This window comes from Ruegeria sp. BG11 (assembly GCF_056538565.1).
In genome coordinates this window covers 278,616-292,475 of sequence record NZ_JBQFTH010000004.1, presented here as the reverse complement: position 1 = coordinate 292,475, position 13,860 = coordinate 278,616, and the positions used below count along the sequence as shown (strand labels likewise).

The following is a 13,860-nucleotide window of genomic DNA, read 5'->3' as shown; positions in this document are numbered from 1 at the left end:
GTACCTGTCAAACGCGACTAAAACCCAGCTCGGGACGAAAAATCAAATTGCTTTAATTTCTACTCCTGATCAGTTTTCTTTATCCTGTTTGCGGCCTGAGCTGTGCGGCGATTTCCGCCGCATGTTCCACAAAACGGGCGGCCCGCGTTGGATCGTAGCGGGCGAAAAACCGCAGCGACTCGGCCGTCCAGTCGGATTGAAGTTCCAGCAGGGCACCCGCGTCGATCTCACGCTGGACTAGCGGGCGTGGCAGCAACGCGATCCCGAGACCTTCTGAGACCATTGGAACGCAGGCGGACAATGCGTTTGAATGCACGATTTTCTGCGCATCCAGCCCACGTTCCTGTGCCATCGCATGCAGGCTGTGCCCTGCAATTGTGTGGCGAGCATGGGTCAGAACGGAGAATGCGAAAAACCGGTCGACGCTGGGCCCTTCGGGCAAAGCCGAGACGAGCGTCGTGTTGGCCACCCACACATAGTCTTCGCCGGTCAGTTCTCTTGTCCCGTCCAGTTCCGTTTTGAATGGCCCGTTCTGCACGGCAAGATCAAGTTGCCCCTCCAGCAGCTTTTCATCAATCGTGCTGGACAGGTCCACCACAAGCTCGACGCTCAGATTGGGATAGTGCTGTTTGAGGCAACGCAGAAAATCTTGCAGCCATGTGCAGGCGACCAATTCGGTGACGCCAAGACGCAGCCGCTCCTGAATCAGATCTTGTCGGTCGGCCTCTTCCAGCAAGGCTTCGGTCGCGCGGAGAACCGTTCTGGTTTTCTCCAACAGCGCCTCTCCTTTCGCTGTCAGACGCACGGAGCCTGCATCGCGATACAGCAGCTTTGTGCCCAACGCCTCTTCCAGCGTGGCGATGCGTGACGAGATATTGGGCTGCGTCGTGGCAAGCGCGTTCGCTGCGGCGCGGAAGGATCCCATATCGACTACGAAGGTGAAGGCTTCGAGCTGTTTGAGAGTGATTTGGTTCTTTATCATTCAAGCTTTTGAGCATCAGAGAAACTGATCGTCAATCGTTCAGGGGAAGAACCCGTCTGTTCCGTCCGTTTGATGTCTGGTCGGTGGAGAATTGGTTTGCGTGCGGTGGCGAATAGAGCGATCAACGGGGCGACTCGACCACTTGCCGGAAAACAGGAGGCAAACATGAGGCTTGGCTATCTTGGGTTTGGAACCATTGCGCGGGCCTGCGCCGAAGGTTTGGTCAGCGATGGGCATGACATTGTTGTCAGCGAAAGAAGCCGGGCCAACTCATCCGAGCTGTCGGCTCGCTTCGACAATGTGACCGTGGCTAACAATCAGGGTGTCTTGGATGCCAGTGACGTGGTCTTTGTCGGATCGACCGCCGAACAGGCCGAGGCTATGCTGTCCGCGCTGCGGTTTCGCGAAGGCCAACGGGTGATCTCGTTCATGGTTGGCATCTCGCCGGCACAGGTTCAGGCCCTCGTTGCACCGGCCACGTTCGAGACGTTGATGATCCCGTTCCCATCCATTGCCTTGGGCGGGTCTCCGGTTCTCGTCTTTCCCGCGTCACCAACTGTTGAGGCGCTTTATGGTGGTTCGAACACCGTTATCACCATGAAGTCCGAGAGTGATTTCAACGAGTTTCTGGCCGCTCAGGCCCTGCTATCGGTTGTAGCGAAATCGCTGGCCGTTGGGATTGACTGGCTGGGCCATAAGACCGGCAGCGCCCATGAGGCCGAGAAATTCCTGCGTCTTTTGATCGGAGGGTCGATCATGGCCGCGCCGATGGAGACCGAGAACGCGATGGCCGATCTGGTCGAATCCCTAAACACGCAGGGCGGGCTGAACCAGCAATTGCGAGAGTACATGGCCGATCGCAACACCTATGACGATCTGGTCCAAGGGATCGAGGTTCTGTCGGCCCGCCTGTCCGAGGGCTGATTGTCCTGACTGTAAGTGCGCGCGACGACATCATGTCGCTGATGGGGGATGAGTTTACCCGTTGGGATCGCTGCGACTACCGCTATGTTTAGCCTTCGCGGTTTGACATTGGCCCTTTGGTCTGGTGATACCCCTCATCGGATCAGACGCTTTTGTCGACCGAAACTGAAAAGGGAACCCAGGTGCGCGCCAAATCTACGTTCGTGACTCCGCTTCCAACCCAATGGGTCGGGCCGATTCTGTTCAGGGGGGATCTGGTGTCCGGTGAGGTCAGCGTCCCTCTGGCAACCTTCGAGACGCCCTTATGGCCCTCCACGGCGCGCGGTGCGGGCGTTTCACGGCATGCAGGCGGCATTCAGGTCACCTTGGTTGATGAGCGGATGACACGTTCCATCGCCGTGCGGGCGAAGGACGCGGCCTCGGCGTATCAAGCCTGGCAACGGATCGAGGCGCAGACCGATAAGGTGGCTAAGATCATCTCCTCGACCAGCCGCTTTGCCCGACTGATCAAGCTGAATCGCCAGATCGCCGGGAACCTGCTGTATATTCGGATTGAGTGTTCCACCGGGGACGCCTCGGGTCACAATATGGTGACCAAGGCAGCCGAGGCGGTGTTGAACTGGGTTTTGGACGACCAGCCGCATTTGGCCTACGCGTCGATCTCGGGCAACCTGTGCACCGACAAGAAGGCGTCCGCTGCGAACGGGCTTTTGGGGCGGGGCAAATACGTCATTGCCGAAGTGGAAATTCCGGGTCGACTGCTGCGGCGCATGTTGCGCACCACGCCAGAGCAGATGGTTGCGCTCAATCTCGAAAAGAACCTGATTGGCGGAAATCTCGCGGGATCTCTGCGCAGCGCCAATGCGCATTTCGCAAACATACTGCTGGCCTTCTATCTGGCCACCGGTCAGGACGCCGCGAATATCATTGAGGGTAGCCAAGGTATCGTTCATTGTGAGGCGCGCGGCGAAGACCTGTATTTCTCATGCAGCTTGCCGAACCTGATCGTCGGTTCGGTCGGGGCGGGAAAAGGCAATGAGCAGGTTGAAGAAAACCTGCGCCTGATGGGCTGCAAAGAGGAACGCGAGGCGGGCGAAAACGCCCGTCGGCTAGCTGGCATCTGTGCCGGTGCGGTGCTGTGCGGTGAGCTGTCCTTGATGGCCGCGCAAACCAATCCCGGAGAGCTGGTGCGCACCCATATGGAACTGGAACGATGACCAAGCCCAAACCCGCCGACCGCAGCGTGGCCGGGCGCAAGCTGGACCATCTGCGCGCTGTACTTGAGGACCCCGATGTCGAACGCGGGCGCAGCGGGTTTGACGCGATCTCTCTGACCCATCGCGCTCTGCCTGAGCTGGATCTGGATGCGATCGACACCAGCACCCGGTTTCTGGGCAAGCCGCTCAGCTTTCCGCTGCTGATTTCATCGATGACGGGCGGAACCGGGGATGAGATCGCAAGGATCAATCGCAATCTTGCTGAGGCGGCCGAGGCGACCGGGGTCGCGATGTCCGTCGGCTCACAACGTGTTTTGTTTGCGGATCCTGCCTCCAGGGGCAGTTTTCAACTGCGCGATGCCGCGCCGAGCATACCGTTGATCGGCAATATCGGCGCAGTGCAGCTGAACGCAGGACTAGACGCAGGCCACTGTCTTCAGGCCGTTCAGGCGCTTGAGGCAGACGGGCTTTACCTGCACCTCAACCCGCTGCAAGAGGCCGTGCAGGTCGAAGGGGACCGCGACTTTTCCCACCTGTCTGGCAAGATCGCTGATCTGGTGTCGAACATGCCGGTGCCGGTGCTGATCAAAGAGGTTGGTGCCGGGCTGTCCGGCTCTGATGTCGAGCTGGTCTATGACGCCGGTATTCGCCATTTCGACGTGGCTGGACGCGGCGGTACCTCCTGGAGCCGGATCGAATATCACCGCCGCGCGGACGAGGGGGACGATCTAGGGCTGGTTTTTCAGGATTGGGGTCTGACAACGGTCGAAAGTCTGCTTGAAACTCGGGACGTCTTGGTCAAAAAGACCGATCCAACAACACTCATCGCCAGCGGCGGTTTACGAGACGGTGTGGACATGGCCAAATCTATCATTCTGGGCGCAGATCTGTGCGGAATGGCCGCGCCGTTTTTGGCCGCAGCGCAGGAGTCTAGCGCGCAGGTCATCCGCCAAATCGAAAAGTTACGTCGCGAATTTCAGACGGCGATGTTCCTTTTGGGCTGCGCTGACGTATCTCAGCTGAAGGCAAATGTCTCACTGATCCGATCAAGGTCAAAGTTTTGGTAATCTCTACTGGTATCAGCGCGATGAGCTTTTTTACGCCTCATCGCTATATTTCGCTGGACACTCTGGCCCAGCATCACGGCATTGATCCCGCCAAGTTCTCACGTGGGATCGGGCAGGAAAAGATCGCCATGCCCGGGCATGACGAAGACGTGGTGACCATGGCTGCCGAGGCCGCGAAGCCGATCATTGATCAACACGGAGCAGACGGGATCGACACCATCCTGTTCGCGACGGAAACAGGGATTGACCAATCGAAATCGGCGGGTATCTATGTGCAGCGGCTTCTGAGGCTGCCTTCGAACCTGCGTAATGTTGAGCTGAAGCAGGCCTGTTATTCTGCCACCGCTGCATTGCAAATGGCCTGTGCCCATGTGGCACGCAAACCTGATCGTAGGGTGCTTGTGATCGCCTCAGATATCGCGCGCTATGATCTGGACAGTTCGGGCGAGGCGACGCAGGGGGCCTCGGCCGTTGCGATGCTGGTGACGGCCGATCCGACACTATTGGAAATCGGAACAGTCTCGGGCCTGTTTACCGAAGACATCATGGATTTCTGGCGTCCCAACCACCGGCGTACACCTTTGGTTGACGGTAAATACTCGGCGCTGCGCTATCTCGGGGCGCTGGTGGAGTCCTGGCGCGATTATCAGGCGAATGGCGGCTTGCCCTACGATGGGTTTGCGCAGTTCTGCTATCACCTGCCATTCTCGCGTATGGGCGAGAAGGCGCATCTGCGTCTGGCGAAAGAGGCAAAAGCCGAGGCCGATATGCAGGCCGCTTTGCCGGGGATGATCTACAATCGTCAGGTCGGGAACAGCTATACTGCCTCGATGTACCTCGCGATCCTGTCAACGCTGGAGAACAGCGATAGCGATCTGACGGGCAAATCCTTAGGGCTGTTTTCCTATGGATCCGGCGCTACTGGCGAGTTCTTTGACGCCAAAGTGGTCGAAGGCTACCAAGACCATCTGTTGGCACCCCGCCACCGGAAAATTCTGGAGGACCGGACCGCCGTCTCATATGATGAATATGTTGCCCTTTGGCACGCGAGGAATGGCGAGGACGGGACAGATACGCCCATGCCCGATGAGGCAAAAGGGCGCTACAGATTGGCAAGCATTGACGACAACAAGCGCATCTACGTTGACCGGACCGCATGATAAAGTCTGGGCCCACGCGCCCGGAAAGCTGATCCTGTCCGGAGAGCATTCGGTTCTGTACGGCATGCCCGCGCTGGCAATGGCCGTTGCCCGCTATACCGAGGTGTCGTTTCAGCCGCTGGGCTTGGGTGAAGGTTTGAAAACCGCGTTTGAGAACCTGTCGTCAGGCGAATACTACCCTCTAAAATTGTTGTCTCAGTTCAAATCGTCTCTGGATCAGCGCTTTGATCAATTCACGCGTGGTGAGTTGGATGTCCACAAGATCCTCACGCGTCCCGATGATCTGGCGGTCTATACGCTTGCCTCGCTGTTGCATGAAAACCTCGCGACGCCCGGATCTGCGATTCCCGGCATTGGTGCGATGAACAGCAAACTGGCCCCCGGACAACTGTCCAGCCGTTCAGATCTGCCGATCGGCGCGGGTATGGGGTCGTCTGCCGCAATCGTCGCGGCAACAACGGTGTTGTTTGAAAACCTGCTGGAGCGGCCCAAAACGCTTGAAGAAAGGTATGAGCGCGTTCGGTTTTGCGAACGCCTCAAGCATGGGCGCGCGGGGCCGATTGATGCCGCCGCAGTTGTCCGAGGCGGCCTTGTGTGTGCAGGCGAAACAGGTATCGCGGCGCCGGAGTTACCGTCGGATCATGGTTTGCTGACGGGTAAGGGGTGGTATTGGGTCCTGCACGGAAGGCCCGAAAGCAGCACAGGCGAATGTGTCAGTGCGGTCACGGCCAACTACGCGCAGAACGACGCACTTTGGCAACGTTTTGGCGACTGTACGACCGCTTTTTTGACCGCGATCGTCTCGGGGCATGACCCGGACGACGCGATTTCCGAAAACCAGCGATTGTTGGAGGTGATCGGCGTCGTGCCGGACCTGTGCCAAACGTTTATCAGACAGATCGAAGGCACTGGCGGCGCGGCCAAAATCTGCGGTGCGGGGTCTGTACGCGGTGATTTCGGCGGGGTGGTTCTGGTACACATGGAGGACCACGACAAAATGGCCGATTTCATGTTGGACTATCCTCAGATGCAATGGTCCGCGTTGCGTCTGGCCTCGACGGGAGCAAAAATGGGCAAGGCCCCTGACCACAGCCCAGACGGGGCCAGTTCATGATACGGGCCAGCGCACCGGGATCGGTCATGATTACCGGAGAACATGCAGTCGTTTATGGCTCCAGAGCCATCGTGGCCGCCATTGAACAAAGACTGACGGTCACGCTGCGCCCGCGCACCGATCAATTGCTGCGTCTCTCCTCCGAGATTGCCGAAACGCAAACTGTTGACTTGGATCGGCTACAGGCAGTGGGGCCGTACAAGTTTGTCCTCGCTGCAATCGCCATGCACAGGGGTGCGATTGACGTCGGGACGGATATCTCGATCTCGTCGGAGATTGACCCGACGCTTGGGCTGGGATCATCCGCCGCCGTGACCATTGCCGCTCTGGGGGCCGTTCTAACCGTCACAGGGCAGCCGCTGAACGGTATTCACTCCATGGCCTACCAGATCATTCAGGACATTCAGGGCCGTGGCAGCGGAGCCGATCTGGCCGCCAGCTTGCAGGGCGGTATGCTGGCTTACCGCGCTCCACCAAACCCAGAGATGGTGGCACTACCTCACCCGCCGGCGATCAGCTTGCGATACTGCGGCTACAAGACCCCCACCTCGGTTGTGTTGCAAAAGGTTGCGGAACGGATGATCGGAAGAGAAGCCGAGTTCAAATCACTTTATGCGGCTATGGGCGGCTTGGCCGATCATGCCATCAGTGCCGCGAAGGACCAAGATTGGGTGGCGTTCGCAGACGACCTGACACGCTATCAAACCCGGATGGAGGATTTGGGCGTGAGCGACGAAACCTTGAACCGGATCATCAATTCGGCCCGGCAGGCCGACGGTGTCATGGCGGCCAAGATCTCCGGCTCTGGGTTGGGCGATTGCGTTCTGGCCCTGGGAACGCCGCCTGACGGGTTCACTCCGGTGACACTGGCCAGCGAAGGACTGATCATACATGACTGACGCCGTTCAGACCTTCATTGACCAAGCGATGCGAGACGCGGACGAGGTTCAAAGCTTCAGCGCCTATGCCCCAAGCAATATCGCGTTGTCGAAATATTGGGGCAAACGGGACAGAGCGTTAAACCTGCCGCTCAACAGTTCCTTGTCGATCTCGTTGGCGGAGTGGGGGTCCCACACAACTGTCGAGCCATCCCAGAGCGGGTCGGATCAGGTCTTGCTGGACGGTCAGCCTCTGCCGCCGACCTCGGAGTTCGCGTGCAAGGCGCTTGCGTTTGCGGATTTGTTTCGCGGCGGCCGCGATGTTCCGCTGATGATCTCGACCAGAAACACGATCCCGACGGCGGCCGGTCTGGCATCTTCTGCCTCCGGCTTTGCGGCTCTGACCCGTGCGCTCTGCGGCAGCTTCGGCTTGGACCTGCAAGCACAGGACATGAGCCGGATCGCCCGATTGGGCAGCGGCAGCGCAACCCGTTCGCTTTGGCATGGGTTTGTGCGCTGGGACAAGGGCGTGTGCGATGACGGTGGCGACAGCCACGGCGTGCCGCTTGATCTGGTATGGCCTGAATTCCGCATCGCCATTGTCGAGGTGGACACAGGCCCGAAACTGCACTCGTCCCGCGATGGAATGAACCACACGGTTGATACCAGCCCTCTGTTTTCCAGCTGGCCCGAGATGGCCGAGCGGGACTGCAAGACCATCGAGCAAGCGGTCATTGAGAGAGACTTTCAAACTCTGGGCCAAACGGCCGAGGCAAATGCGTTGGCCATGCACGCGACCATGCAAGCCGCACGCCCCGCGCTGACCTACCTGACAGATCAAAGCTGGGTGATCCTGCAGCGACTGTGGCAGGCCCGCACAGAAGGACTTGCAGCCTATGCCACGATGGATGCTGGGGCGAATATCAAGCTGGTTTTCCTGAAAAAAGCTGAGGCAGATGTTCTGCAGGCATTTCCTGACGCCCGCGTGATCTCCCCGTTCGATTGGCCAAACGCATAAGAAGCCGCAGCGTATCACTGAGCGGCCGCCTCTACCGCACTGTCACGCTCTGGAAGGATAGCCCGAAACGGCCGCGTGCGGTCCAATGCACGTTCATCAGGCGTTGGAGGTTGGCAATGCCCTCAACTCTTCCTGCTCTTTGGTGGGCAATAGACTTTCGCCAAAGGCTTCGCTATCCAACTTGCAGGCTCATCGCCTTGCCGAACAGGCTCAAACACTTGTAGCAAGGGCAGTGGATATGACGGCCAACCCAAACGACAGAGCCTCTATTATGAAACTCACGCAGGATCCTCATTCGATCCGGTCCGGTGACCGGGAAAAGGTTCTGGAAGTGGCCATCGGTCGCGAGGTTCGGGCCTTTCGCAAGCAACAGAACACTACTGTTGCCGAGTTGGCGCAGATTACTGGCCTGTCGATCGGGATGCTGTCCAAGATCGAAAACGGCAACACGTCGCCTTCGCTAACCACGCTGCAACTGCTGGCCGATGCGTTGTCGGTTCCGCTGACCAGCTTTTTTCGCCGTTTTGAAGAACGTCGCGACGCTGTCCACACCAAGGCCGGTGAAGGCGTCGAGTTAGAGCGTGAAGGTACGCGGGCGCATCACCAATACAACCTTCTTGGCCATTTAGGCGCCAATGGTTCGGGTGTAATTGTTGAGCCTTATCTGATCACTCTGACAGCGGAATCGGATGTTTTCCCAACCTTCCAGCATGGCGGGATTGAAACGATCTACATGCTAGAGGGTGAGGTGGACTATCGCCATGGGGAGCAGGTTTATCCGTTGAAACCCGGTGATACTCTGTTCTTCGACGCGGATGCGCCGCATGGACCGGAGCGACTGGTCAGCCTGCCAGCGCGGTACCTGTCGGTGATCAGCTACCCTTTGACAAGCTGATCCGCTTTTTATCAGAGTGCTGAAAATCAATTCGCTAGGCCTACAGCTATGTTGGCCGGGCTATTTTGCCGTGCGTAAACGTGAGCGCCCAGAAATTGGGCAAAATTTGCCTGTTAGGAAAAAACATTTCCTCTAGTTATTGATGATCCCGAGTTTTGTTGCTAGCGTACACGCGCAACGAAACACGCAAGGAGAGCTGTCTGCCATGTGCGGAATTGTCGGACTATTCCTTAAGGATCAGTCACTGTCGCCCAAGCTGGGTGAGATGCTGACGGATATGCTGATCACTATGACCGATCGTGGCCCTGACAGCGCTGGTATCGCGATTTATGGCGATCCAACTCAGGGCACTACGAAAGTCACCGTTCAGTCTGCAAACCCCGAACAGGACTTTGCCAGTCTGGCGGATGAGCTGGGTCAACGGCTGAACACGTCCGTGACCCAGACGATCAACGACACCCATGCAGTACTGGATATCCCAGGCGATCAGTTCGAGGCCGCGCGTGCTGCGCTGGCCGAAATCCGCCCCTCCGTCCGGATCATGAGCCGCGGAGAAAGCCTTGAGATCTACAAGGAGGTCGGTCTGCCCAAAGATGTTGCCGCTCGTTTTGAGCTGAGCGGCATGACCGGAACGCATGGGATCGGCCACACGCGAATGGCCACTGAATCAGCGGTGACCACGATGGGTGCGCACCCGTTCAACACTGGGGATGACCAGTGTTTGGTGCATAACGGATCGCTGTCCAATCATAACTCGCTGCGGCGCAAGCTGCGCCGTGATGGAGTACATATCCAGACTGAGAACGACACCGAGGTGGGCGCCGCTTACCTGACGTGGAAAATGATGAATGGCGCGTCTCTGGGCGAGGCGCTGGAAAGCAGCCTTGAGGATCTGGATGGGTTCTTCACATTTGTCGTTGGCACCAAGGACGGGTTCGGCGTGGTCCGTGACCCGATTGCCTGCAAACCGGCGGTCATGGCGGAAACCGATCAATATGTGGCCTTCGGCAGTGAATACCGAGCCTTGGTGAACCTGCCCGGCATTGAAGATGCCCGCGTGTGGGAGCCGGAGCCGGCGACGGTCTACTTCTGGTCCCACACAGACTTTCCCAACAAAAAGGCCGCGTAAAATGCAGACCTACGATCTTGAGGCCGACGGCCTGCGCGGGCTGAACGCGTCCTTGCAGGAGCAAAGCAAAGAGACCAACCAGACCAGCTGGGAGGTGGTGAATCCCAAGGGCAGCCACGCCATCGCGGTCGGGTTGGACGCACCGATCGAGGTGACGGTGAAGGGCTCAACCGGGTACTACTGCGCGGGCATGAACCAGCAGGCCACTGTGCGGGTCGAAGGCTCGGTTGGGCCGGGTGTGGCCGAGAATATGATGTCGGGTCAGGTCATCGTCGATGGCGATGCCAGCCAGTACGCTGGGGCCACGGGCCATGGTGGATTGCTGGTGATCAAGGGCAATGCCAGCTCGCGCTGCGGAATCTCGATGAAGGGGATCGACATCGTGGTGCATGGCAATATCGGCCATATGTCGGCCTTCATGGCGCAGGCGGGCAATCTGGTGGTTTGCGGTGATGCTGGCGACGCGCTGGGGGATTCCCTCTACGAGGCGCGGCTGTTCGTGCGCGGCTCGGTCAAAAGCCTCGGCGCGGATTGTATCGAGAAAGAGATGCGCCCCGAACATCTTGAGATCCTTAAGGATCTGCTGGACCGTGCAGGCAGCGACGCCAAACCGGAAGAGTTCAAACGCTATGGCTCGGCCCGGCAACTGTATAACTTCGACGTCGACAACTCGGCCGCTTACTAGGGATGAAGGGTATGAAAGATATGGACGATCAGACCCCGCGCACCGCGCCGATCCAGTCGGCGACCTTTTCCAACCCGATCAACGCCGAGATCCGCCGCGCGGCGGCCACCGGTATCTATGACATCCGGGGTGGAGGCGCCAAACGTAAGGTGCCGCATTTTGACGATCTGCTGTTTCTAGGCGCATCGGTCAGCCGATACCCGCTGGAAGGCTATCGTGAGCGCTGTGACACCTCGGTGACGTTGGGCACGCGTTTTGCCAAGAACCCGATCCAGCTGGATATCCCGATCACCATCGCAGGGATGAGCTTTGGTGCGCTCTCCGGCCCCGCGAAAGAGGCCTTGGGCCGCGGCGCTTCAGCGGCCGGCACTTCGACCACGACTGGCGATGGCGGCATGACGCCCGAGGAACGCGGTCATTCCAGCAAACTGGTCTATCAGTATCTGCCCTCGCGCTATGGCATGAACCCTAACGACTTGCGCAAGGCCGACGCGATTGAGATCGTAGTGGGGCAAGGCGCCAAACCCGGCGGAGGCGGCATGCTTCTGGGTCAGAAGATCAGCGACCGCGTGGCCGAAATGCGGACCTTGCCCAAAGGGATCGACCAGCGCTCGGCCTGCCGACACCCGGACTGGACCGGGCCGGATGATCTTGAGATCAAAATCCTCGAACTGCGTGAGATCACCAACTGGCTGGTGCCGATCTACGTCAAGGTCGGCGCGACACGGCCCTATTATGACACTGCGCTGGCGGTGAAGGCTGGGGCGGATGTTGTCGTCATGGACGGGATGCAGGGCGGTACGGCGGCCACGCAGGATGTGTTCATCGAACATGTGGGCATTCCGACGCTGGCCTGTATCCGACCCGCCGTGCAGGCGCTGCAGGATCTGGGGGTGCATCGCGAGGTGCAGCTTGTGATCTCGGGCGGCATTCGCACCGGGGCAGACGTGGCCAAGGCGATGGCGCTTGGCGCGGATGCGGTGGCGATTGGCACGGCGGCTCTGGTTGCCCTTGGCGACAACGACCCGAAATGGGAAGCCGAGTATCAGAAGCTGGGCACCACAACCGGGGCCTATGACGACTGGCACGAAGGGAAGGACCCCGCGGGCATTACCACTCAGGACCCAGAGCGTGCCGCACGTCTTGATCCGGTCGATGCCGGGCGACGGCTGCGCAACTACCTTAAGGTCATGACGCTAGAGGCGCAGACCATCGCGCGGGCCTGCGGCCACAATCACTTGCACAACCTCGAACCCGAGGACTTATGTGCCCTGACGATGGAGGCGGCTGCGATGGCAAAAGTGCCCCTGGCAGGCACCGACTGGTATCCGGGCAAGGCCGGGTTCTGATCTGACATTCGAAAGGCGCGGCCCCACGGGGCTGCGCCTTTCTTGTATTGGGATTGATAAACAGGGAAAGGAAGGCCGACCATGACGACAGATCTGGCAGCTTTCGCCAAGGAAAAAGGCGTTAAATACTTCATGATATCGTTCACCGATCTGTTCGGTGGACAGCGGGCCAAACTGGTGCCCGCCCAGGCCATTGCAGAGATGCAGGAAGAGGGCGCCGGTTTTGCCGGGTTCGCCACGTGGCTGGATATGACCCCCGCGCATCCCGACATGCTGGCCGTGCCAGACCCGTCCTCGGTGATACAACTGCCCTGGAAGCCCGAAGTCGCTTGGGTTGCTGGCAATTGTGTGATGGATGGGCAGGACGTGGCCCAGGCCCCTCGCAACGTGCTACGCCGTCTGATCGACGAGGCCGCCGAGATGGGCCTGCATGTAAAAACCGGCATCGAAGCCGAGTTCTTCCTGCTGACCCCCGATGGCGAGCAGATCAGCGACCCGTTCGATACCGCGGAAAAACCCTGTTATGACCAGCAGGCTGTAATGCGCCGCTATGACGTGGTGCGCGAGATCTGCGACTACATGTTGGACCTTGGCTGGGGCCCGTATCAGAACGACCACGAGGACGCCAATGGCCAGTTCGAGATGAATTGGGAATTCGATGATGTTCTGAGAACCGCCGACAAGCATTCCTTCTTCAAGTTCATGACCAAATCCGTGGCCGAGAAGCATGGGCTGCGTGCCACCTTCATGCCCAAACCGGTCGAGGGGTTGACGGGCAATGGCTGCCACGCCCATATCTCGGTTTGGGACGCCCTGGGCGCGGATGCGAAGACCAACGTGTTTGCGGGCGAAGGCGACGGCCCGACCGGAGAGGTTGGTCTTGGCGAGCAGGGCAAATACTTCCTCGGCGGCATCATGAAACATGCCAGCGCGCTGGCGGCGATCACCAACCCGACGGTGAACAGCTACAAACGCATCAACGCACCGCGCACCATGTCAGGGGCCACGTGGGCGCCCAACACCGTGACATGGACAGGCAACAACCGAACTCATATGGTGCGCATCCCCGGCCCGGGCCGATTCGAACTGCGCCTGCCCGATGGGGCGGCGAACCCATATCTGCTGCAGGCGGTGATCATCGCCGCCGGTCTGTCGGGCATCCGAAAAAAGGCTGATCCGGGACCGCGCTATGACATCGACATGTATGCCGAAGGCCACACGGTCACCGACGCGCCCAAACTGCCGTTGAACATGCTGGATGGCCTGCGCGAATACGACAAGGACGCCGAGTTGAAAGAGATGATGGGGCAGGAGTTCTCCAGCGCTTTCCTGAAGATGAAGCATCAGGAGTGGAACTCGTTTGTATCCCACTTCTCGAACTGGGAAAAACAACATACTCTCGATATCTGAGAGCAAAAAGAGGCCGCAGCAAATGCTGCGGC

At 59.0% G+C, this 13,860-nt stretch carries 13 protein-coding genes; 12 read left to right on the top strand and 1 reads right to left on the bottom strand.

The features are described 5' to 3' along the window. Positions 1–79: 79 nt before the first annotated feature. The gene (locus ACR0JF_RS09005) at positions 80–982 is read right to left on the bottom strand and encodes a LysR family transcriptional regulator (RefSeq protein ID WP_170658980.1); all 903 of its coding nucleotides are present in this window, start codon (positions 980–982) and stop codon (positions 80–82) included. A 165-nt stretch (positions 983–1,147) separates the two neighbouring features. Here ACR0JF_RS09005 and ACR0JF_RS09000 point away from each other — a divergent pair, with 165 nt between their 5' ends. The 12 genes from ACR0JF_RS09000 to glnT all read left to right on the top strand — a co-directional run bounded on the left by ACR0JF_RS09000 (position 1,148) and on the right by glnT (position 13,828). Continuing rightward, a complete protein-coding gene (locus tag ACR0JF_RS09000) occupies positions 1,148–1,906 on the top strand; it encodes an NAD(P)-binding domain-containing protein (RefSeq protein ID WP_170658982.1) in 759 nt (252 codons plus the stop codon). Between the two features lie 182 nt (positions 1,907–2,088). After that, positions 2,089–3,123: a hydroxymethylglutaryl-CoA reductase gene (locus tag ACR0JF_RS08995; protein ID WP_170658984.1), complete on the top strand. Its 1,035-nt coding sequence runs from the start codon at positions 2,089–2,091 to the stop codon at positions 3,121–3,123. Next, a complete protein-coding gene (gene fni / locus ACR0JF_RS08990) occupies positions 3,120–4,190 on the top strand; it encodes a type 2 isopentenyl-diphosphate Delta-isomerase (protein ID WP_170658986.1) in 1,071 nt (356 codons plus the stop codon). Before ACR0JF_RS08995 ends, fni begins: the two co-directional genes overlap by 4 nt. Then, positions 4,184–5,350: a hydroxymethylglutaryl-CoA synthase gene (locus ACR0JF_RS08985; RefSeq protein WP_480669162.1), complete on the top strand. Its 1,167-nt coding sequence runs from the start codon at positions 4,184–4,186 to the stop codon at positions 5,348–5,350. The genes fni and ACR0JF_RS08985 overlap by 7 nt, the downstream gene beginning before the upstream one ends. Then, positions 5,334–6,464, top strand: a complete 1,131-nt coding sequence (locus tag ACR0JF_RS08980) for a GHMP family kinase ATP-binding protein (RefSeq protein WP_170658988.1) — start codon at positions 5,334–5,336, stop codon at positions 6,462–6,464. Before ACR0JF_RS08985 ends, ACR0JF_RS08980 begins: the two co-directional genes overlap by 17 nt. Next, complete coding sequence (locus ACR0JF_RS08975) at positions 6,461–7,363, top strand: GHMP family kinase ATP-binding protein (RefSeq protein ID WP_170658990.1); 903 nt, start codon at positions 6,461–6,463, stop codon at positions 7,361–7,363. Before ACR0JF_RS08980 ends, ACR0JF_RS08975 begins: the two co-directional genes overlap by 4 nt. After that, on the top strand, positions 7,356–8,360 hold the full coding sequence (gene mvaD, locus ACR0JF_RS08970; protein ID WP_480669160.1) for a diphosphomevalonate decarboxylase: 1,005 nt from the start codon (positions 7,356–7,358) through the stop codon (positions 8,358–8,360). Before ACR0JF_RS08975 ends, mvaD begins: the two co-directional genes overlap by 8 nt. A gap of 271 nt (positions 8,361–8,631) precedes the next feature. After that, entirely contained in the window at positions 8,632–9,255 is a 624-nt protein-coding gene (locus ACR0JF_RS08965; protein WP_170658999.1) for a helix-turn-helix domain-containing protein, read from the top strand. Between the two features lie 205 nt (positions 9,256–9,460). Next, positions 9,461–10,384 (top strand): class II glutamine amidotransferase, encoded by a 924-nt coding sequence (locus ACR0JF_RS08960; RefSeq protein WP_170659001.1) that lies wholly within the window; start codon positions 9,461–9,463, stop codon positions 10,382–10,384. Between the two features lies 1 nt (position 10,385). Continuing rightward, positions 10,386–11,069 (top strand): GltB/FmdC/FwdC-like GXGXG domain-containing protein, encoded by a 684-nt coding sequence (locus tag ACR0JF_RS08955; protein WP_170659003.1) that lies wholly within the window; start codon positions 10,386–10,388, stop codon positions 11,067–11,069. Positions 11,070–11,089: 20 nt separating this feature from the next. Then, on the top strand, positions 11,090–12,418 hold the full coding sequence (locus ACR0JF_RS08950; protein ID WP_170659419.1) for an FMN-binding glutamate synthase family protein: 1,329 nt from the start codon (positions 11,090–11,092) through the stop codon (positions 12,416–12,418). Positions 12,419–12,499: 81 nt separating this feature from the next. Then, entirely contained in the window at positions 12,500–13,828 is a 1,329-nt protein-coding gene (glnT, locus tag ACR0JF_RS08945) for a type III glutamate--ammonia ligase (RefSeq protein WP_170659005.1), read from the top strand. The last annotated feature ends 32 nt before the right edge of the window (positions 13,829–13,860 follow it).